Source organism: Acinetobacter sp. YH01006 (genome assembly GCF_013420445.1).
Classification (GTDB): Bacteria; Pseudomonadota; Gammaproteobacteria; order Pseudomonadales; family Moraxellaceae; genus Acinetobacter; species Acinetobacter pseudolwoffii.
Genome location: NZ_VOYB01000024.1, coordinates 1 through 20,334 on the forward strand (window position 1 = coordinate 1; position 20,334 = coordinate 20,334).

At 43.8% G+C, this 20,334-nt stretch carries 18 protein-coding genes and 1 pseudogene; 4 read left to right on the plus strand and 15 right to left on the minus strand.

The annotated features are described in order from the left end of the window. Positions 1-612 precede the first annotated feature (612 nt). From FTT73_RS14115 to FTT73_RS14135, 5 genes and pseudogenes are all read right to left on the minus strand, one after another. The gene (locus FTT73_RS14115) at positions 613-972 is read right to left on the minus strand and encodes a monooxygenase (RefSeq protein WP_306669805.1); all 360 of its coding nucleotides are present in this window, start codon (positions 970-972) and stop codon (positions 613-615) included. A 102-nt stretch (positions 973-1,074) separates the two neighbouring features. Continuing rightward, positions 1,075-1,185 (minus strand): annotated as a pseudogene (locus FTT73_RS14120) (IS5/IS1182 family transposase); the annotation flags it as partial. 75 nt (positions 1,186-1,260) lie between these two features. Then, complete coding sequence (locus FTT73_RS14125; protein ID WP_180000747.1) at positions 1,261-1,710, minus strand: universal stress protein; 450 nt, start codon at positions 1,708-1,710, stop codon at positions 1,261-1,263. A 165-nt stretch (positions 1,711-1,875) separates the two neighbouring features. After that, on the minus strand, positions 1,876-5,325 hold the full coding sequence (locus tag FTT73_RS14130) for an MASE3 domain-containing protein (protein ID WP_180075625.1): 3,450 nt from the start codon (positions 5,323-5,325) through the stop codon (positions 1,876-1,878). A gap of 195 nt (positions 5,326-5,520) precedes the next feature. Continuing rightward, complete coding sequence (locus FTT73_RS14135) at positions 5,521-7,014, minus strand: sensor domain-containing diguanylate cyclase (protein ID WP_286380590.1); 1,494 nt, start codon at positions 7,012-7,014, stop codon at positions 5,521-5,523. Between the two features lie 1,493 nt (positions 7,015-8,507). Between FTT73_RS14135 and FTT73_RS14140 the strand changes: the two genes are divergently transcribed. From FTT73_RS14140 to FTT73_RS14150, 3 genes are read left to right on the plus strand one after another with little or no spacing between them, the layout of a single operon-like run. Then, a complete protein-coding gene (locus FTT73_RS14140; RefSeq protein ID WP_071852190.1) occupies positions 8,508-9,080 on the plus strand; it encodes a nuclear transport factor 2 family protein in 573 nt (190 codons plus the stop codon). After that, on the plus strand, positions 9,056-9,556 hold the full coding sequence (locus FTT73_RS14145; RefSeq protein ID WP_071852189.1) for a chalcone isomerase family protein: 501 nt from the start codon (positions 9,056-9,058) through the stop codon (positions 9,554-9,556). Before FTT73_RS14140 ends, FTT73_RS14145 begins: the two co-directional genes overlap by 25 nt. An 11-nt stretch (positions 9,557-9,567) precedes the next feature. Next, positions 9,568-10,254, plus strand: coding sequence for a response regulator transcription factor (locus tag FTT73_RS14150; RefSeq protein WP_071852188.1), 687 nt, complete (start codon positions 9,568-9,570; stop codon positions 10,252-10,254). 23 nt (positions 10,255-10,277) lie between these two features. Here the strand turns inward: FTT73_RS14150 and FTT73_RS14155 are convergent, their stop codons facing one another. The 9 genes from FTT73_RS14155 to nudC all read right to left on the minus strand — a co-directional run bounded on the left by FTT73_RS14155 (position 10,278) and on the right by nudC (position 19,338). Next, entirely contained in the window at positions 10,278-11,600 is a 1,323-nt protein-coding gene (locus tag FTT73_RS14155) for a HAMP domain-containing sensor histidine kinase (RefSeq protein ID WP_180075623.1), read from the minus strand. 39 nt (positions 11,601-11,639) lie between these two features. Beyond that, positions 11,640-12,689 carry a cyclopropane-fatty-acyl-phospholipid synthase family protein gene (locus tag FTT73_RS14160; protein WP_071852186.1) on the minus strand — a complete coding sequence of 350 codons (1,050 nt, stop codon included), beginning with the start codon at positions 12,687-12,689 and terminating at the stop codon, positions 11,640-11,642. A gap of 8 nt (positions 12,690-12,697) precedes the next feature. Further along, the gene (locus tag FTT73_RS14165; RefSeq protein ID WP_180075622.1) at positions 12,698-13,477 is read right to left on the minus strand and encodes a DUF1295 domain-containing protein; all 780 of its coding nucleotides are present in this window, start codon (positions 13,475-13,477) and stop codon (positions 12,698-12,700) included. Positions 13,478-13,502: 25 nt separating this feature from the next. After that, positions 13,503-14,699 (minus strand): cyclopropane-fatty-acyl-phospholipid synthase family protein, encoded by a 1,197-nt coding sequence (locus FTT73_RS14170; RefSeq protein WP_100535551.1) that lies wholly within the window; start codon positions 14,697-14,699, stop codon positions 13,503-13,505. After that, positions 14,696-15,490, minus strand: coding sequence for a DUF1365 domain-containing protein (locus FTT73_RS14175; RefSeq protein ID WP_100535552.1), 795 nt, complete (start codon positions 15,488-15,490; stop codon positions 14,696-14,698). The genes FTT73_RS14170 and FTT73_RS14175 overlap by 4 nt, the downstream gene beginning before the upstream one ends. Before the next feature lie 9 nt (positions 15,491-15,499). Then, on the minus strand, positions 15,500-16,783 hold the full coding sequence (locus FTT73_RS14180; protein ID WP_100535553.1) for an NAD(P)/FAD-dependent oxidoreductase: 1,284 nt from the start codon (positions 16,781-16,783) through the stop codon (positions 15,500-15,502). After that, the gene (locus FTT73_RS14185) at positions 16,780-17,766 is read right to left on the minus strand and encodes an acyl-CoA desaturase (protein ID WP_071852181.1); all 987 of its coding nucleotides are present in this window, start codon (positions 17,764-17,766) and stop codon (positions 16,780-16,782) included. Before FTT73_RS14185 ends, FTT73_RS14180 begins: the two co-directional genes overlap by 4 nt. A gap of 130 nt (positions 17,767-17,896) precedes the next feature. Continuing rightward, positions 17,897-18,445 carry a lipocalin family protein gene (locus FTT73_RS14190; protein ID WP_100535594.1) on the minus strand — a complete coding sequence of 183 codons (549 nt, stop codon included), beginning with the start codon at positions 18,443-18,445 and terminating at the stop codon, positions 17,897-17,899. 119 nt (positions 18,446-18,564) lie between these two features. After that, positions 18,565-19,338, minus strand: coding sequence for an NAD(+) diphosphatase (gene nudC, locus FTT73_RS14195; protein ID WP_100535554.1), 774 nt, complete (start codon positions 19,336-19,338; stop codon positions 18,565-18,567). A 356-nt stretch (positions 19,339-19,694) separates the two neighbouring features. Here nudC and FTT73_RS14200 point away from each other — a divergent pair, with 356 nt between their 5' ends. Further along, on the plus strand, positions 19,695-19,847 hold the full coding sequence (locus FTT73_RS14200) for a DUF2256 domain-containing protein (protein WP_159138906.1): 153 nt from the start codon (positions 19,695-19,697) through the stop codon (positions 19,845-19,847). Here FTT73_RS14200 and FTT73_RS14205 read toward each other — a convergent pair. Further along, positions 19,844-20,095: a TIGR03643 family protein gene (locus FTT73_RS14205; protein WP_373683532.1), complete on the minus strand. Its 252-nt coding sequence runs from the start codon at positions 20,093-20,095 to the stop codon at positions 19,844-19,846. The genes FTT73_RS14200 and FTT73_RS14205 overlap by 4 nt on opposite strands. Positions 20,096-20,334 lie beyond the last annotated feature (239 nt).

Consider the following 20,334-nt stretch of genomic DNA (forward strand, 5'->3'; position numbering starts at 1 on the left):
CTCGCTTGATTAAAGCTTGGTTATACGAGGACCAATTGGTTGTACGGTAAGTTTTAGGTGCAGGCTTCTTCATCTGGAAATTATATTGCTAAAGAAGCCCTCAAGAATAGCTTTGTGCAACAAAGCCATCTTTCTCTAAAAATCTAAGATGAGTTGAATATAGCATACATTCAACTCAACTAATGAGCCGAATGTGTTGGTTAATTAGCTCATCTATTTATCTAGGACAGTTTTAGAATTTTTCCTGATTCCATCAGATCTCTAGGGGAAAAGTTATCCCCAATTGCTGTAGATAAAAGCGGGACAACTTTTAGCCTTTTTTGTACGCCCTGGCGCACAGACATTTAGGGATTTTGCGGCTAGGGGATCTGTGCTTTTTTACTTATGATGAAATCATGCAGGAACAGGAAGTTCCGGAACAGAAAACAACAACGATAAGTTCTAACACTAGGATAGTGAGGGTAGAATAGCAGCTACCAAAGATCGCACTGTAAAAAACCCTGGCAGGATGTCAGGGTTTTTTATTGCTTGGATTCTCAGACGAAATGCAACAGAGATTAATTTAGGTAGGAAGTGGGATGAGATAGTATCTTGCTTCCAGACCGACCAAAGTCAAAGTTGCACAATGAAGTGGGATTGATTAATAGCAGACAGTGGTAAATTAATTTGGAAAATTTTCCCCCGAATATCTTTTATTCCAAAATTTTTCAGGCGTGCAGTATGCATTTTTAAATACTTTTCTGCATTATCTTGACTATCAAACAGGTAAATTCCCCCTGCTTCCTGAGCATCGCTATTTTCTGTCCATATTTTCCAGATCATGCCAGCTTCCTGATTAATACTTTCTGCAAGTGTTTGATAGGCGCGACTCATCTCTTCTCCAAATGGGCCTGGCGTCGGAAAGTCTACCTGAAGAATAACAGCCATGGTTTTATCCTCTACCGTCCAATAGCAATCTTCATACTCTAGCATTTTGCTAATGATTTTAAAGAAAAATTAGTCCTAAAATTGACTATTAAAAATTTTTGAATTTACTAGGCACCGTTGATATTTACTATTTATAATTAAAACTATGAGAATAGCTTCAATAAAATTAAGTAAATTTGAATTATGATGAATGGATAAATTACGCAGAATAACTTTTAAATTTTGCCAGTGTTGATCTTTCAGCATGGTACGAGGCATATCGAATAGTGAAATTAGGTTTGAAGATTTGATTTTACTACTTCGCTATTTGTTAAGCTAAAATGTCAACACACCCTAATATTTCATGATCATCACTGGTAATTCGGTTGAGCGAAGTACAGCTGTGGCCACACTTCCGAGTCTCCATTTTTTAAAACCTCTGCGACCATGCGATCCCATCACAATGAGATCAGCCTGTATCTGTTTGGCAGTTTTCACAATACTTTCTTCAAACACTACACTTTTTAGGACTTTAGTTTCAACTTGAACGCCCGCTGCATATGCAATTTCACTTGCTTGTTTTAATACCTCTTCTGCATTCGCATAAGCTTGAATAAAGTGTTCTTTCATTGGAGCAGAGACATAATAATAATAGAAATCTGCATCTGTAAATGGATCTTCAGAAACCAGACTGATGAAGGTCAATCTGCTATCGAATACCTGAGCAATTTCGACCGCATGTTTTACCGCGGAGAATGAAACTTTTGAACCATCAACTGGTACTAAAATATTCTGGTATGACATCGATAATGCTCCAAATACGAACTTTCTATTCAGTTATAGATAACATAAGCATGTTAGCGCTTCAATTTAAAGCATTAAACAATATCAAATTTATCCGGAATACTACTTAACTAAAAAATAAGTGAATAGCTTTTTGGCTGCTATTCACCTGATGATCAAGACTGCTTAACTTGGCAAGACGTATCCCTTTTCCCTAATTAAACGTACTGCTGCATCACATACTTCTACATCATAAATCGTTCCACGTCCTTTTAAGATTTCTGCAAGCGCAACCTCTATGCCTAAAGCAGGACGGTATGGGCGATGCGTAGCCATTGACTCGATCACATCGGCCACCGTCAGAATACGCGCCTCAGGATGAATCTCATCACCTTTTAATCCTTTAGGATAACCTGTCCCATCCATGCGTTCGTGATGCTGACCAATGATTTCAGCAATTGGAATATTGAAAGGAACATCCTTGAGAATTTCATAACCAGCCTGCGCATGACCTTTCATCATTTCCATTTCCAGATAGGTCAGACGAGTAGGTTTGGTCAGAATTTCGGAAGGAATTGAAATTTTACCAATGTCATGTACCAATCCAATCTCTTCCATCTGCAGACAGCGTTTTTCATTCCAGCCCATTTCCTTGGCAATCGCACTGGCAATCAGCCCGACACGGCGTTCATGTCCCGCTGTATAAGGGTCGCGTAATTCCACCATGATCGATACGGCTTGTAACGTACCATACATGGTAGCTTCCAACTGCTCAAGCTGTCGGGCAATCTGGTCCTGTGCCTGCTTTTGCTCGGTAATGTCCTGTGCCATCACAATCGAGGCTGGCAAGCCATCATCCCAAGTGATGCGACGGCTATGCAGGGCAAATTCCCGGATCTGGCCATTTTGATGTCGGAACGGAACCACACAGGATAGGCTCGAATATTCTGCAGCCTGATCCTGCTCTTGGTTAATCAGTGCCGGTGTGTCTGCGGCCATGGTGCTAAATTCCAGAATATTATGTCCAATGAGTGCTGCAGCAGACCTGCCCAGCATATTGGCATAACTCGGGTTGACATACAGATAGTGATTGTCGCGCAGCACATACATCCCGACCACGGTTTGTTCCACCATACCCCGGAAACGCTGTTCACTGTCTCGTAATGCCTGTTCAGTTTTGCGGATGGTGGTCAGATCATTCCAAGCCAGAATCACATCATTGCCGACAATCGCCAGTGTTCGCTGAGCAATACGCTGACTACCATCTTTAGCTAACAGAGTAATTTCAGGAAATTGCACCTGTTTACCGTTTTTTGCCAGTTGCAATGCCTCTTCCCAGTTCTGCTGCATAAACTGTCTTTGCTCTGGATTAGGCGCCACTTTTTCCAGCCAGGCTTCCCGATTTTGAAAATCTTCCAGACTATATCCCAGCCATTTTTCATAGGCCAAATTAACCGCAAGAATTCGTTCATCCTGTACGGAAATAATATGCATTGGCACGGGAGACTGCAAAAATACCTGTTGGAAACGTTGTTCCATCTGCTGAGAATAGGTCTCGGCAGTTTTACGCTGTTGCTCCGCTGAAAAACGCTCCAACGCAGAAGAAATGTCCCTAGAAAGATTTTGCAACAGTAGAATTTGCTCCTCATCAAATTCTACTTGCCTTGTAGTATACACCCCCACTAGCCCCCAGAAATGTCCATCAAGCAACAACGGGATTAATGCTGCCTGACTTATCTTTTCCTGTTTTAAGTACTGTCTCCATGCCTGGTATTCTGGTGAAACATTCTCGTCCGCGTCATTGATCAAGGAATAGGCATAGACATCTACCTCTGGACTGGTATTTTTCACCTGATGCAATGGAGTATTTTCATCTTGCTGTAAGAGAGTGCGTAAAGTGGGCATAATATTTGCGCTAATATTATGATGGAACTGAATCATCAATGGACTGTCAGCTCGATCCTCTGCTTTGATTGCAATTAAAATTTTAGCAAAACTACCCAGATTCAACAGCACCTGCTGCAACTCGGTTAGCAAATCTTGCCGATTCTGGCTATGCGCAATCACCCGGTTGGTTTCAATGAGCAGCTGATAGAGATAAGTCAACCGTGCTACACGCCTTTGTGACTGTATCCGGGTATATACATCGGTAATCTGACCGGTGATATGATCGATTAAACTCTGCTCTTCATCTAGAAAAGTCGGGGCATCCGCTGCCGGATCATACCAGATGCTTAAGGTACCGAATTGCTGAGTCTCATTGGCAAAGACTGATTGCAAAAAAGGCATCTGAGCCGGAGGGGCTGTACCAAAAACACCCCAGTCACTATCAATCTGCAGCTTAACCCGCTCCGGAGAAGATAAGCCGGAAGGGATTGTCTGCATCACTTTGTGCAACAGCTCGCTCATGCCGGTATGGGTATTATTGCAGAGTTGATTGATCTGATTCAGACATCGCACTTCTTTTACACGTTCCTGCAGATCCTGCAGCAAAAACTGGCGATCGGTAATATCGTGTACCACCATGACCCAGACGGTTTTTTTACCCAGGCGTTCTGCAAAAGGTGCCACATGACACTCAACCGTTTTGTGATCCGGCAAGGTCAACTGGACTAAAAACTCTTGCGGAGCCTGCTGCAATCGGGAGCACACCGGGCAATCTTCGGCCTTTACCCGAGGATCATGCACCAGTTCATGCACAGAGCGTCCGCTCAATTGTGTCGCTGGAATGCCGTGCAGCTGGGCTGCCGCCAAGTTGACCTGCTGAATCATTTGGCTAGAAGTGACAATATAGGTTGGATCAGGAATGGTGTCATAAGTGCTGGCAGCCTTGGACAACATGCTAAAAGGCTCTTTAATGGTCGACTCGACCAATGCCATATAAATGAACCAGTACGAATAGACTTTCAGAATATGCCCCAGCAGATTGGCATCGGCATATACGGACACATATTGGGTAAAGGCAAATTCAGAAGCCATCATGGTCAGCATGGACAGGCTGACCCCAAACGTCAGTTGAGGCGATAAATATTCGCGGCGCTGCCAGACCAGCACCAGTGCTAACGCCAGAACCGCAATAATCAGATATTCACTGTAAATTTTAAAAGGGGTCAGGCCTTGCTCATCAACAAAGGCGGTTGGAAAGAAACCCAACATCACAGCGCTGACAATCCCCACACTGAACAGACCAAAAAACAGGTTCAATGCAAGAGGCTTGATCGCCCGTGTCAGCATAAAGGGCGCAGCGAGCATGGCAAAGGCCTGCAATAACCGGGCACCAATCCATAATTGAGTGGCCTGATTGGCACTGTCCACCGGAAGAATTTGCATGCCTTTATATAGCAGGGTGTGGAACAGGTCAATAAATCCACACCAGCCAAGCGCGATGGCAATGAAAACCACAAAATAATTTTTAGTAAAATGCCGTGACACCACGGTCACAATCAGCGCTGTGAGCGCGATAATGATTGAAATCAGTTCTGCCACGGTATGGGTAAATAGGAAACCAAAACTTTGATTGGTCCACCAGATCAGCAAGGCAAAAATCGTCGGTGGAATCAGCATCATATAAGGAGAAATAAACGACTTGAGGTCGAATACATCTGGTGAAAATAAGTCACGAGATGATTTTGGCATAAAATTCCCCAATGAAATTCACAAATAGCCTTATACAATAAGGTTATTCAAGGTTTTTTATTTGTTGAAAATTCACATGTTTATTATAACATTGAGCCAAGGTAAATATTCCGTAAATATATTCATAAAATCCTTTACTACTAAAAAAATACGCTAGATCTCTCTATGCAATTTTCATCAGTAAAGGTCTAAAAATCAACGCGTACAGTTGCGTCCTTCACGCTTGGCCTGATACAGTTTTTGATCTGCCATGCGCAATACTTCCTCTACATCGTTAGAACTATTTGGCCAGTAAGCAATCCCAATGGAAATGGTCACTATACCAATTTCTCCCATTTCAGTGAGCTCAACCGCTTTTCGTAACCGCTCCGCTGCCTGAAAAACTTTTATAGGATCTGAAGCAGCCATTAAAATAATAAACTCCTCTCCTCCCGAACGGCAGCAGACATCATTGTCTCGGAAATGATATTGCATCACGTTCGCTAGCCTTTGTAAGACAATATCGCCTTTGTCATGCCCATAGGTATCGTTCACCTTTTTAAAGAAGTCGATATCTGCCGCCAGCACAGCAAAATCGGTACGCATACGCACAAACTCTTCGATAAACAGGTTCATTCCACGGCGATTGTATAAACCAGTTAGGGGATCAGTATTCACTGATTGATTCAACTCATCAATTTTTTCATTGAAATTTTGACAGCTCAGCATCAGAGAATTTTTGAATTGATTGACTTCAAAATACGAAGGTTTAATTTCGTTGATTTTATCCTGAACATCCTGCCGACTGAGCATACTGGCCATTTTCGCCAAATGGTTTAAAGGCAGTGCAATCAAGCCCGATAAACGCCAGACCACAAAGAAAATGAATAAATAGAATAGGCTAATCCCGATTGATACCTTGATAATAATACTGTTGGCTTGAGCAAATAACTCATTAATCGGCTGCTGTGATACCACAATCCAGCTCACGCTGGGAATATGCGAGAAACCGACCAGGCTATCTATGCCTTTACTGTTCATCAGACGGAAAGCACCAGCCTGTTGATGAAGCATCGTGGTCAATCCATCACCGGTCTGGACTTTCTGTCCGATTTGCCGAGTATCGGCATGAAAAATGATCTGTCTTTGATCATCCACGACGTAAGTATAATTTTTCTTGTAGCCATATTTGGATGCCAGCATTTCACTTACCAGATTCTTGCTTTGCAGGTAAATCGTTCCCGCAATAAAACCTAAATATTTTCCTTGATCATCAAAAACCGGCTCAGAAACAATGACGATCAATCTATTGGTTGAAGACCAGTACGGTGAAGAAATATAAGTTTGCTTACGTTTAATCGACTCGGTAATACCGTGGGTTCTATGAATTTTTCTAGAATCAATTTTCAAGGTTTTTGGGGAAAATGAAATGATCCGTCCTTCCCGGTCAGCTAAAAAAACACTGTTGAAATTGCCTGACTGACTTTTGAGACGTAATATTTCGTTTCTTGTTAAATTTTCATTAGAAAAGTTTTTTCCCAACAGATTGGCGCTAAATCTTAAATTTTTTAGGATTTCTTCAAACTGATAATTAGTGTGTGCAGCAATTCTGGAAGAATATTCGGCATTCAGGGCCAAAGAATTGTCGATCAGGCGCTCTTTGACCGTATAGTTAACAAAGAATAAAGAAAAGACAAACAGACAGGTCACGCTTAAGATCGTTAGCAATAATATTAAGCTGCGCAAGTTCAAATGGAGCGCTGATAGAACCTGTCTCAATAGGTCAATCCTAAGTGTTGATTTGTGATACTTATATCATAAAAAACCTTAAATCGATTGCTTGTTTCATGAACATTAGTGTCAGCAACATAACCAACAAATTGCCTCCCTTCCATTGACCTCTTTTCACAAAGTAACTGTGATTAAAAAATACTTATATCCAAGTACCAATGCATACTTTAGGCACTAAAACAACATAATTTTCCCGAAATTACCCTTCAGTAAACATCAATTAGCCTTGTTAATACAGACGTTATGCATAATTTTCCACAAGTTATTCTTAAATAGACACTCACTACCCTTATTAATACAAAAAATTCACATAATTTGTCCAAAAATTATTCTTGAAAAAACATCTATCATCTTTATTAATGTACAAATTCTACATAATTTTTCCAGAATTATCCAAGAATAGACATTCAGTTCCATGATTCATACATAAATTTCGCAAATTTTTACCTTAGAAAATTTAACTTTTAGATCATAATTTATTTACATATATATGATTCAACATTAACTCATATGAAGTTCTTTATTTTTAATAATTATTTTGGAACTTAATAATTATCATAAGATTAATTTTTTATTCAAATAAGAAGATTGTATTTATGATTAATAATTAAATTTATAAATAAATTATTTCTTATACATATATATTAAAATTCAAATTTATTTTGAATAAAAATTAAGCAATCTATTTAATTATAAAATAATAAATTATATATAAAAAGTCTAAATAAAATAAAAATACAGGTTTTGATGTGGTAACAGCCTATAAAAATACAGGTTTTGATGTGGTAACAGATCATGAAAATACAGATTTTGATGTGGTAACAGAATTTAAAAATACAGGTTTTGATGTGGTAACAAGCTTTTTTTGATGTAGTAACATAGGCCAAGTATATAAAATGATCAAAAGTACGGACATGTACCATACACTTGATCAAGATGAAATTTATTTATTGTTTTTATGTATAATAGAAATGAATTTATTAATATTTATGATAATTAAAAGGAAGATGAAATAATATTCAGTTTTTGAATATTTAAATAAGAGTGGTTATATATTTAGTATAATTTAAATATTTTTTTTATTTTGATGAATAAATTGGATCATTATAATCATATTTATTTCCTAAAAAGATCTCTGTTAATGATTTTCATGAACTTCCCCACTCATTGAAGACAATCCACATACATCTCATTTTTTCGTACTTCTTAAATTATGAAAAGTTAGCTCAGACTACTTTAATACCACTCAACCTTATCGCCTTGATGTTCATGTTCAAACTCTCCTTAATCTATTAATCAGTCAATAAGTGCTTTTTTTGAGAAATTTCCTTGAAGAATCTTTCATCCTCTTCACATTCTGTTCACGACTTTCGGCCTAAAGTATCAGCATAGACCTAATACGGATAGCCAATATGAAACATATCAAAAAAATACTGCTAGCTACCTTGTCCTTACCGCTACTAGTTTTAGCAGGATGTAAAAGTATTCCCAGCTATTCAGGTGATTATGCAAAATCCAGAAACCAAATTCAGGGAACTGCGCTGGATCAGGCTAAAGCCCAAGACATCGGCATTCGCTTTACTTCAGCTTTTAATACTTTAGGTACACCTGCATTTATTGAACGAGCCGGATCACTCTATGCCGATCAGCTGTTTATTAACGATACCCTATCGCAATTTTCATCACGTCAAAATCTACTCCAACATTTTCAAGGGATGAACAAGCGTGTCAGTAACGTGAATGTCAAACTATTAAATACCTCCTATTACCAAGACTCTGCCTACGTGCACTGGCATATGGCCTATGACTTTAAAATGTTTGGCACGACTCGAACTATGGATTCTTTTGGTATCAGTGAAATCAAAGTCAACGGAGACAAAAAAATTATTTTCCAGCAGGATTTCTGGGATCCGGCCAATGGCCTGTATCGTTCTTTACCTTATGTTGGAGGAGCCTATTCATGGGTACTGCCATTCAAAAAGTAGTATTAAATACGGGACTACTGATGCTCTGCAGTTTCAGTTCATGGGCACATGCCCAGAATATGAATCAGTGTGGTCGTGGTCCACTTCTGGTAGCTCAGAAACAGGTTGGCGTCGCCCGTTATTATGCTCAGAACTGTACAAAACCCTGGCAAGGCCAGAATATGCAGATTGATTTTTCTTATACACAAAATATTCCGGAATGGGCTTTCAAGCGTGCAGCGACCCATTTTCTGAAGCGCAATGAGCGAGAGTCTAAACATTTAATAGTATTAGATAGAATCACCCAGCTTTATAAGCCGGTAAAACCGGGTGATCTCTATCGCTTAAGCTATCAAGCCGAGACTCAGACCCTGACCTTGATGCTAAATCAGCAGGTGTTAGGCAATCTTCAGCATCCGCTAGCACAACAATATTTTAATATCTGGCTGGGATCGCAGCCATTTAGTGCTAAATTAAAACAGCAATTATTGAATTAGTCTCTGCCGTTATGTCCAAACATTTTATCCTGATGGTCGAAGACCATTATGAACTAGCCTCTACCTTATGCGAGTTTCTGGAAGAACATGATTTTGTGGTGGATCATGCCCGCAATCTGAACGCTGCACGCCAATTACTGAAACAGCAGCGCTATCATATTTTGCTTCTAGACATTAATCTGCCTGATGGTTCGGGTTATGAACTGTGTGAATGGCTGCGTCATGACGAAGGGTTGGATTTACCCGTACTGATGTTGACGGCGCGCGATACTCTGGATGACAAACTCAAAGGCTTTAATTCCGGCACGGATGATTATCTGGTTAAGCCCTTTGATTTTAATGAGTTGGTGGTTCGGGTCAAAGCCTTAATCAAACGCTCATTGGGTGAAGTTTCCAGTAGTCGCCTGCAAATTCATGATTTGATTCTGGATCCCGCAAGACAGCAGCTGACTCGGGCTGGACAGACGATTGAACTGCCCCCGATTCAGTTCAAACTGCTGAAACTGCTGATGCGTCATTCACCTAAAGTCCTCACCAAACAGGAAATTATGCTGGAACTCTGGGGTGATGAAGAGCCGGAAAGTGATGCCTTGCGCAGTCACATTTATAATTTACGTAAAATGGTCGACAAGCCTTTTGAGCAGAAACTGATTCATACCATTTCTGGTGTAGGTTTAAAGATTGCTTTGGAAGCTTAAGTCTAAACGTACAAAGCTGAAACTTAGTTTAAATACACTACCACAATCAGACCGGTCGTCATTGCCAGATCAATCTCTGGATGGGTACTGAGATAATACTGCCGGTCAAAGAGTTCGACCCGCCAGCCCAGCTGTTTGCACAACTTCTGTACCAGTTGCAGGCCAATACCATGCCCTTTGATCTCCAGTTGCAACTGCTGGCCAGACAGCTCCTGAACTTTAGAATTATTTGGCAAAGAGATGCCGATTCCATTATCAGCGATCAATACTGTATTTTTCTGTAGAATCACATCAATTTCTGTACCTTGCGAATAATTCAGCGCATTGCGCAAAATATTGCCAAAGACCATTTTGGTCATCGATGGATACAGTTTACGTGGCTGCTCATCGAGGTCTTTTTGTAGGTCGATCTGCATGCCTTTGTTGTGGCTGACACTGTCCAGATCCTGTACCAGATTCTCCAGACATTCTGACAGCATAGTGGGCTCGGCCGTCAGGGTGTTGGTGGTATTTCGGGCGATAGCCAGTAAGGTATCGACCAGCAGCTGCATGTCTTCAATAGTATTGTGCAGGCGGGTAAAGGATTTGTTGTCACCATAGCGTGCCTGACACAGTTGCACATTGCCTTTTAAAATCGTCAATGGCGTGCGCAGTTCATGACTGACATCACCGGTAAACTCACGTTCGCGCTGAATGAACTCGCTGAGCACCTGATGATATTTTTCCAGTGCCTGCTTGAGATATTCTGCTTCCAGATTGGAGTCAGTACGGATGTCCTGAAAAGGCGAAGCCTGATTTTTCTGATGCTCCCAGTCGATATGTTCCAGTGCATTGGCCAGCCGGGTAATCGGAGAAAAATAACGCCGGGCGCGACGGTTCCACCACCACAATACGCTATACAGCACGAACAGGCTGACCATTAGTGGTGCCAGACCAAACAGCCAAACCAGCTTGTTCACGTTACTTTCGCCAAAGACCAGCAGCACATGCTGCCTGTCTTTTTCACCGTAGACGGTCATGCGCTCTTTACCATCGACAAAATGCCGATTTACGCCTTGCTCGAACTGCATGTGCTGAAACTGCACAGGGGGGGTATCATACCAGCGATAACCATACAGGTTTTTGGTGTCGGGAAGTTCGGCGGCCGGATTGCGTTCCAGCCGCTGCCAGTAATGTGACATTTCCTGTTCCAAGGCGGTGCGCAGCAAAAAGCCTTTGATCACCCAGGCACTACAGGCAATGCCGATCACCACCGACAGGGCAATGAATCCGATTTGCAGCCAGTAATAGCGGTTAAACACCTCACCCAGAGGATGATCGCGTTTGTCCCTAAACAGCTTTAACATTGATCAATTCCCCGCTGGCGCATTCGATTCATCGTTCAATTATACGGCTTTCTTTTTAAACAGAAAGTGGCCGATCATCCACTCGCGTCCATGCTCATAACCGAACAATTCGGCACAGGCCATAAAGAAAATCCGCCAGCGTTGCCACCAGATGGCCGCATCTGCGCCATAGGTCTGCTGAAACAGGGGCTGCAGCTCAGCCTGCTTTTGGTCCATATTCTCCAGCCAAGCATTTGCCGTGCGTTCATACTGGGTACCGGCCCATTGCCAGTGCTGCTCCAGCTGCAAATGCTGCTGAAAATGCAGGAAAGTTGAGGCTGCCGGCATCAGGCCGCCACTAAAGAAATATTGCGACATCCAGTCAAATTCATTTTTGACTTCAAACGGATAATGCAGGAAACGGTGACAGAAAATATGGCACCAGAGCAAGCCATCAGCTTTGAGCCAGCTGCTGATATTTTCAAACAGTTTCTGGTAGTTGCGCACATGCTCAAACATTTCCACCGAAACCACACGGTCGAAAGCAGCCGATTCCAGTTGCAGTACATTGACATCGCAGGTGATCACCGTCAGGTTTTCCAGTTTTTTCAGACGGGCCTGTTCCTGAATATACTGACGCTGGGTCGAGGAGTTCGACACTACAGTGATGCGGGCTTTGGGATAATGCTCGGCCATATACAGACTGAGTGAGCCCCAGCCGCAACCAATTTCCAGAATATCCTGTCCATCCTGTAACTGTGCACGCTGACAATAGCTGGCCAATGCTGCTTCTTCTGCCTGATCCAGTGTAGTATGCGCCTGTTCAAACAGGCTGGCGCTGTACTTCAGCCGCTTGCCCAGCACCGCCTGGAAAAATGCGGTGGGCAGTTCATAGTGCTGTTCATTGGCTTTGTCGGTCTCGATGGCAATTTCGCTGTTTTTCAGCATATGCAGCACATCCATATAACGCTGTGCCGCCAGTGCCGGGTCAAAGCGCCCTTCCTGTGCCAAACGTTTTTTGCTTAAAGTGCGAATGCCTGCGCGAATCACCGGGTCGGGCACTTTGCCGCTTTCGATCAGTTTTAAAGATTTTTGAATCATAAAGTCCATGTATTTACCTACTCTTTGGGTGGCCACGGAATAAACATTGAAGTTCGTCGTTGATAGTCTTTATAGTTGTCGCCGCGATGTGCCAGCGCCTGTTGTTCACTAAATGGAATTCCGGTGATGTAGTACAGAAACAGCCACATCAGCAGCGGATAAACCCATAATCCATACACACCTGCTGCCAGACCGAGAACCGGATAGGCAAACCAGTGCAACCATTCAAAAAAATAATTCGGATGACGTGAATATTTCCATAAGCCTTGGTCCAGGGTTTTTCCTTGGTTTTGTGGATTCAGTTTGAAACGGTAGAGTTGCTGGTCGGCTGTGCTTTCCCCGATCAGCGCCAGCAGCATGATTATGCCAGCCACCAGCACTGTAGCCTGTGTCCAGTCATTCCACTGCTGGACCGGAATATTGAGCAATTCCAGCATCGGGTAGGAAAACAGTGCCACCAGCCCGGCCTGAAACATAAAAAAGGCCAGAAAACCGAGATGCTGATAACTGCCCATGGCACGGCGCATATTGGCATAGCGGGTATCTTCCCGGGTTTCATTGGCATAACGGCGCAGCAGATGCCAGGTTAAGCGTAAAAACCAGATGCCGCTAAATACACCCAGAAATACCCGAACCAGCAGCGGTGCAGTTTCCATGACCCAAGCCGCAATGATGACATTAAGCGCAATACTGAAACTCCAGGCCACATCCACCAGACCCGCTCTGCGGTTATAGGTCACCAGTACCCAGCTACACAGCATGATGAAGACATTCAGCAAAAATAAATCCAGCAGCATATCAGTCCTCCTGTTTTATCGTGGCCTAGTAAGCACTGGCTTCAAACAGCAGATGTACATCACTGATGACGCCTTCGCGGAAACCACCCTCGCAATAGCATAGATAAAAATCCCACATACGGATAAAGCGCTCATCGAAGCCGAGTTGCAGTACCTGTTCACGTTGTTCCAAGAAGCGCTGACGCCAGCAGTGCAAGGTTTGGGCGTAACTTTGGCCGATATCTTCAAGATGCTTGAGACGCAGTTTTTGCTCGGAAGCGGACTGGGTCATGATACTGATGCAGGGAATAAAACTTCCCGGGAAAATGTAACGCTTGATGTAGTCCACGGTATTCAAGGCTTTGGCATAGCGGGCATCTTCAATGGTGATGGCTTGAATCAGGGCCAGACCATTCGGTTTCAGCAATTCACGGCATTTGTTGAAATAGGTCGCTAAGTATTGCTCACCCACGGCCTCGATCATTTCTATCGAGACCAGCTTATCGTATTTGCCTTTCAACAGACGGTAGTCTTTCAGCTGGACATCCACGCGATGGGATAATCCTGCTGCCTCTATTCGCGCGACCGCTTCATCATATTGTGCTTGGGAGATGGTAATGGTGGTGACTTTACAGCCATAATGCTGCGCGGCATAAATGGCAAAACCACCCCAACCGCTGCCAATTTCGACCAAATGATCCATTGGTTGCAGCTGCAGTTTCTGGCAAATCAGTTCTTTTTTATAATCGGAGGCCTGTTCCAGGCTCATGCCCGGCTCTTTAAATACCGCGCTGGAATACATCATGCTGGAATCCAGGAACAGCTTGAAAAAGTCATTGCTCAGGTCATAATGCTCGGCAATATTCTTACGGCTGCCATCAATCGAGTTTTTGCGGGATTTGTACCAAGTCTTTAGGAAGAATTGGCTGGCTTTCGCCAAGGTGTTCTGATTCATCCGGTCCAACACATCGCGATTGCGCGCCAGAATGCGAATCACATTGACCAGATCTTCACTGCTCCAGTAGCCGCGAATGAAACCTTCTGCAGCACCGAGTACACCATTGCGGAACAGTAGATCCATCAGGCGGCTATCATGCACCTGAATCACGGCATACAGATCACTGCTCTCTCCCACAATCCCGTTCCAGACGCCTTTAAAAATCAGCTGACCATGACGTAATTTCAGTAGATGGCGCAGTACCACCGGCAGTGTGCTTTCTTCTCCCATAAACAGTGTTTTCATAACAAGGTGTTTCCTTTTTCTTTGCGAGGATGCCGGTAAAATGGAATTTTTTTCTTCCATAAGCGAAAGGCATGCAGATAAATTCCACCGACCATCCTGAAGGGCTCAAGAACTTTCAGCACAGCATAGCGATGCTGTTGTGAAGGAACTGTGATGGCTTGCAACGAAAATTGCATGGTGGCATCAAATTGCAATATTCCCTGTTGGAACAGCTGCATATGAATCACATTGCTTTGATCGGAAAAGCTGAATCGCCAGCGGTAATCCAGCGCCATCGGCATGAAGGGCGATACATGAAAGGCCTTTTTGAAATCAAACTGGTGGCTCTGGTACGGCGTATGTTCAGTCACATTGTTCCGGCAGTCATGGATATAGACCTGACGTTCATTCCATGGCGTATTGGTAATTTCGCTGAGGATAAAGATCAGCTGGTCGGTGGCATCAAAGACCAGATAAAACACCACAGAATTAAAGCGAAATCCGAGTGTACGTGGCAAGGCCAGAACCCGGATGGACGCAGCATGCGCTAGCAGATAATTTTCCCGCTTGATCAGCAGACGTGCGACCTTCTGCCGAATCGAACCACATTCCATGGTCAGAAAATCACGTTCATCCAGGGTCAGGAAATTCCAGCGATTGCAAGACCAGAGCCAGGATTTTTCAGTAAAGCTTGAGAGCTGATCAGGATCAAAGTATAGATAGTTCAGCCGGGTCTCAAAAGCATGCGCTTTGGGCAAGAAACGGCGATGCCGGATTTCGGCAGAGGCAATCGCCAGTGGATACATTTGCATCATATCCTCCTAGGCGGCCTGCTCGGCCTGTTTTAAGAGCTGATCGACCACCCATGCAGCGCTACGGGCACCATCTTCATGAAAGCCCCAGCCCCAGTAAGCGCCACAGTATGAGGTGCGGTTCTGGCTATTGATTTCAGCCCAGCGTTGTTGTGCTTCAATCGCGGAGGCATCAAACACCGGATGTCGGTAATGCCGTTCTACCCAGATTTTTTTCGGATCGAGGGTGAAATTAGGATTCAGAGTGGCAAAGACCTGAGTCTTGCATTGCAGGTTTTGCAACTGGTTCATCCAGTAACTGAAACCATAGTGCATACCACTGTGCTGGAAAGGTGTCTGTTCAGCTGCCTGACTCGGGGTCACATGCACATGCCAGCTGGCCCACTGACGTCTGGATTTGGGCATGATGCGGGTATCTGAATGCACCACCATACGGTTAGCCTGATAGCGGAACTTGCCCAGCACGTCCAGCTCCTGCGCTGTCGGGTCTTTAAGCAGTTTCAGGCTGTCGTCAGCATGACTGGCAAAGATCACCCAGTCAAAACGCTCACTGCCCTGTGCTGTTTCAACCAGTACATCATTGGCACTACGGGATACATGGAGCACACCCGTTTTGCGGAAAATAATATTCGTCTGGGACTGAATCGCACGAACGTAGCGAGCCGATCCACCTTTCACCGTGAGCCATAACGGCCGGTCTTTCAGTTGCAACATGCGATGGTGCTGGAAAAAGCTCACCACAAATTTATAGGGAATCTGTCCAGCCTGTTCCACCGGACAGGACCACAGCGCTCCACACATCGGATAGAGATGTTCCTGACGAAAGGCATCGCTATAACCATGTTGATTTAAATAATCATCAATACTGAGCTGTGTATCGACCTGTTCCACATCCAGATCTTTATTGGCTGCATAGAAACGGAACAGATCCGACAACATCGCGCGAAAATCAGTATTAAGAAAGTTTTGAGGTCGGAACAACAGCGAGAATTTTTTTGAAGGATTGTACTGTAAGCCACTGACCTGATTATTCACCGAAAAGCCCATGTCACTGCTTTGCGATTGAATCCCTAGTTCTTTTAGCATCGAGCAAAACAGCGGATAGTTATGCTCATTAAACACAATAAAGCCACTATCCACCGCAACCTGTTCACCCTCGATATTCAGCTGATGGGTATCGGTATGACCACCAAAGTAGTTATTCTTTTCAAAGACTGTGACTTCATGCACTTTGCTGAGTTTCCAGGCAGCGTACAGACCGGAAATACCTGAACCAATAATTGCAATTTTCATGGTGATTCCTTCGATTGAATCGTGTGAGTGTCGGCAGTAGCAGCTTTTTTATGTTTTCGAGCCTGAGCGATTTTACTGGCTTCATAAATCCGTGCCGGAATGGGCTTGAGGCCCCAGACCAGTCCCAGCCAGGACATGAGTTTCAGCAAGTAATAGGTCACATCAATCTGCCACCAGTAAAAACCCTGCCGGGTACTACCAGCATAGTAATGATGATTGTTATGCCAGCCTTCGCCTAAGGTGATGAGTGACAGAAATAAATTGTTACGGCTGTGGTCATCCGTCTCAAAATCACGGCTGCCATAATGATGCGCCAATGAATTGATGCACAAGGTCGCATGGATCAATAACACCGTGGAAACCACAAAGCCCCAGACCAGCAATTGCAGGCCGGACGTCCCGAGTTGCGGCCAAGTGATGGCCAGCCATTCGCCTAGTGCATAAATCCCGCCCGCAGTCAGCAACACCACAATCAAACTAAAACGGTCCAGCCAAATCAGTTCTGGATATTTCAGCCAGTCCTTGATCACCTCTTTACGCGTAGCAAAATTATATTCATTCAGAAACCAGCCGACATGGCTATACCAAAAACCATGCGTGGATGAATGTGGGTCTTGCAAGGTATCGGTATAGCGGTGGTGATAACGGTGATGAGCTGCCCACCATAGCGGGCCACGCTGCGCACTCATGGTGCCGAGCAATACAAACAGGAACTGTATCGGGCGTGAGGTCTGAAAAGTTTTATGCGACAGATAGCGATGAAAAAAAGCCGTGATGGAAAACATGCGGATCAAGTAGAACGCGACCATAAAGCCAAGCGCAAACCATGACACACCGACCCAGAACACAGCGAAACAGGCCAGATGCAGCAGAATAAAGGGTAAAATCCGGACCCACTGAATCTTGCTATTTTCAGCCGTCAGTGTTTCGGTTGGTGTCGATATAGACCAGCTATCTATCCATCGCATCAGACTTTTCAACATGGACTCATCCTATTTCGAGCAACTGTCTTTATTCCATTTGATGAGTCTAATCAGTCAGATATGAATTTTATGTGAAGTGAAAAAAAGCCGAACTGTAAGAGACTAAGCAGTTCGGCCAAAGGGTAGCAGATTAATGCGGTAATTTGATTAACTTTGTGATGTCGTAGCCATAGTGTCTCGCAGTCTCCAGATAGGACTGATAAGTTGCTTCGTCCAGTTGTGGTTCACGCGACAAAATCCACAGGTATTTGTTACTTGGTCCACCGACCAGTGCCACTTTATATTCTGGATCCACGCGTAATACCCAGTAATGACCTTTAGTAAACGGGATCCACCTTAAACCTGGAGGTAAAAAGCTGACCTTGAGTTTACTGTTGCCCTTATTTTGCGGATAAGCCACTCCTTCAGAGCTAATCATCTCACCATTGGCAATCCGACAACTATTTAACACACTCATGGTCTGATCGGCATTGACCTCATATTGTGCAGAGATATCCGATACACATTTACGCTGAAAATACATCGGTAAATGCGAAATTTCATACCACTTGCCTGCATACTGCTGGATATCCACCTGATCGACTGCCTGAGGCGCAACCGTTTCCGCTCGAGTCAGCATGCTTAAGCTCATGAGGGTCAGTGCCGTAACCGCAAAAACTGACTTGAATAGAGTATTCATTTTTAAGCCTTGAATGATTTCAGGACTAAGATAACCCAGGTGGATGTGAACAAAGCGTGAAGACAAAATCATGTGATCTAGCAGGCGTGCTGCTGAAAAGCCCTAGGCTATTTTCTAGGTTAAAGCCATTCTTTGCTGTCATCTGCTACAGGGGTATCATGCATCACATGCTGAATCATGGCATAAGCGATACTGCCCTTGAAGGGAATCTCAGGTAACTGATCAAACTTGAAAAATTGCGCGTCGCTCAGTTCATCTTCCTGAATCTGAATCTCACCCGAGTGATACTCTGCCCTGAAGGCCATCATCAGGTTGCTGGGAAACGGCCACGGCTGGCTGGCCAGATATTGAATATTCTTGATCTGCAGGCCGACTTCTTCCTGCGTCTCACGGCGTACTGCCTCCTCCAAGGTTTCGCCGACTTCAACAAATCCAGCAATCAGGCTGTACATCTGGGTTTTATTGCGGGCATTTTTCGCCAGCAGAATTTCATCTATACCCCGGGTGATGATGGTAATCACGCAGGGATTCACCCGGGGATACTGGTTATAGCCACAAGATGGACAGACCATGGCATACTGGCTGGCGTGCTGCTGGGTGGCATGGCCACATTTGCTGCAAAAGCAGTGATTACGGCGCCACTCCAGTAACTGTACGGCACGGCTGGCCTGTTCAAACTGCGGCCTGCTCCAGACCTGCACCAGTTGCCGAATCGGGATCAGTTGATAACCCTCGGGTACTGGTTCATCTTCTTTTAGATCCCGTGCAATGACCTGGCCATTTTCCGACAGGTTCAGGTCGTGCTGCAGTCTTTCCACTTGCGGCAACTGGAAATGATCATCCACCAGCAATTGCTGCTGTCTAAAAATATATGCTTTTGAATGCATGCTCATGACAATCCCCGGATTAAAAAAAATCCCATACAGAGGGGTGTATGGGACAAAACTAAGGAAGCTTACATGGAGTAACTTCATGGAAGATACTAGGCGCAGGCTGCCTGAATTACAACTATAATAATTTGTATCTTTTTGATTAAAATCACATAATTTTCACATCGTTTATGAGTTAAGAAATCATTAAAAATAAGGCTTATAAAATGAGTAAGATTTTAGCTAGATAAATGAACTTGCGTTCACGTGAGGACGATTTGCTAGTGATTTCTATCGGCAGCGGGATAAACTTAAAGTTGCGGAACAAATAATCCACCCATGCCCAACAGCTTCTTAGCCAGATAGATGAGTTATAAACCATGAAAAAACAGCATCTCCCTGAAAAAACCTGTATTCACTGCTTGCGCCTTTTTACTTGGCGCAAAAAATGGCAACGCTGCTGGGAGGAAGTCAGATACTGTTCTGAACGATGTAAACGTGAGTCCAAACTGCGTTCAAAACAAAGCGCTTAGAAACGTTTATACTGCCGCGCACAATAAGCCCGAATGACATCGGGGGAACGCAGTTGCAGATGTTTAGTTTTTCGGCCGGTGACTCGTTCACGCCACATTTTAAAACTTGATGCTTTCATATTTTTCCGCATCAAGCGAATCACTGCAGTTTCATTCAAGCCAAACTCACGCTGGATGGCTTCAAATGGGGTGCGATCTTCCCAGGCCATTTCAATGATCCTTGACAGATCTGCTCCCACATATTCAATTACTTGACGCACCACATACCTCTGTTTACTTTCATTTTTAAAATAAAAATTGAGCGATAAAATTTAACGCTATCTCTCTCTGTCTGGGTCAGATCAAGCTGACCAAACTCATCTTAAAAAAACGAAGATGAAGATTTTGTGATTTTTTGCGTGGATTGTATTTTGTTGCTGTCCTATCGGGCCTTCGATCTCAGCGTGTGGTCCAAATACCTGCTACCAAAGCCTATGCCTGGGATTGT

What these genes read in the sequence shown, in the direction of transcription:
- FTT73_RS14200 (WP_159138906.1), top strand. Translation starts at nt 19,695, where the DNA reads ATGAAAAAACAGCATCTCCCTGAAAAAACCTGTATTCACTGCTTGCGC.
- FTT73_RS14155 (WP_180075623.1), bottom strand. Translation starts at nt 11,600, where the DNA reads ATGTTAAAGCTGTTTAGGGACAAACGCGATCATCCTCTGGGTGAGGTG.
- FTT73_RS14175 (WP_100535552.1), bottom strand. Translation starts at nt 15,490, where the DNA reads ATGCAAATGTATCCACTGGCGATTGCCTCTGCCGAAATCCGGCATCGC.
- FTT73_RS14160 (WP_071852186.1), bottom strand. Translation starts at nt 12,689, where the DNA reads ATGGACTTTATGATTCAAAAATCTTTAAAACTGATCGAAAGCGGCAAA.
- FTT73_RS14185 (WP_071852181.1), bottom strand. Translation starts at nt 17,766, where the DNA reads ATGTTGAAAAGTCTGATGCGATGGATAGATAGCTGGTCTATATCGACA.
- FTT73_RS14145 (WP_071852189.1), top strand. Translation starts at nt 9,056, where the DNA reads ATGGGTACTGCCATTCAAAAAGTAGTATTAAATACGGGACTACTGATG.
- FTT73_RS14165 (WP_180075622.1), bottom strand. Translation starts at nt 13,477, where the DNA reads ATGCTGCTGGATTTATTTTTGCTGAATGTCTTCATCATGCTGTGTAGC.
- FTT73_RS14180 (WP_100535553.1), bottom strand. Translation starts at nt 16,783, where the DNA reads ATGAAAATTGCAATTATTGGTTCAGGTATTTCCGGTCTGTACGCTGCC.
- FTT73_RS14170 (WP_100535551.1), bottom strand. Translation starts at nt 14,699, where the DNA reads ATGAAAACACTGTTTATGGGAGAAGAAAGCACACTGCCGGTGGTACTG.
- FTT73_RS14190 (WP_100535594.1), bottom strand. Translation starts at nt 18,445, where the DNA reads ATGAATACTCTATTCAAGTCAGTTTTTGCGGTTACGGCACTGACCCTC.
- FTT73_RS14115 (WP_306669805.1), bottom strand. Translation starts at nt 972, where the DNA reads ATGCTAGAGTATGAAGATTGCTATTGGACGGTAGAGGATAAAACCATG.
- FTT73_RS14125 (WP_180000747.1), bottom strand. Translation starts at nt 1,710, where the DNA reads ATGTCATACCAGAATATTTTAGTACCAGTTGATGGTTCAAAAGTTTCA.
- nudC (WP_100535554.1), bottom strand. Translation starts at nt 19,338, where the DNA reads ATGAGCATGCATTCAAAAGCATATATTTTTAGACAGCAGCAATTGCTG.
- FTT73_RS14140 (WP_071852190.1), top strand. Translation starts at nt 8,508, where the DNA reads ATGAAACATATCAAAAAAATACTGCTAGCTACCTTGTCCTTACCGCTA.
- FTT73_RS14150 (WP_071852188.1), top strand. Translation starts at nt 9,568, where the DNA reads ATGTCCAAACATTTTATCCTGATGGTCGAAGACCATTATGAACTAGCC.
- FTT73_RS14130 (WP_180075625.1), bottom strand. Translation starts at nt 5,325, where the DNA reads ATGCCAAAATCATCTCGTGACTTATTTTCACCAGATGTATTCGACCTC.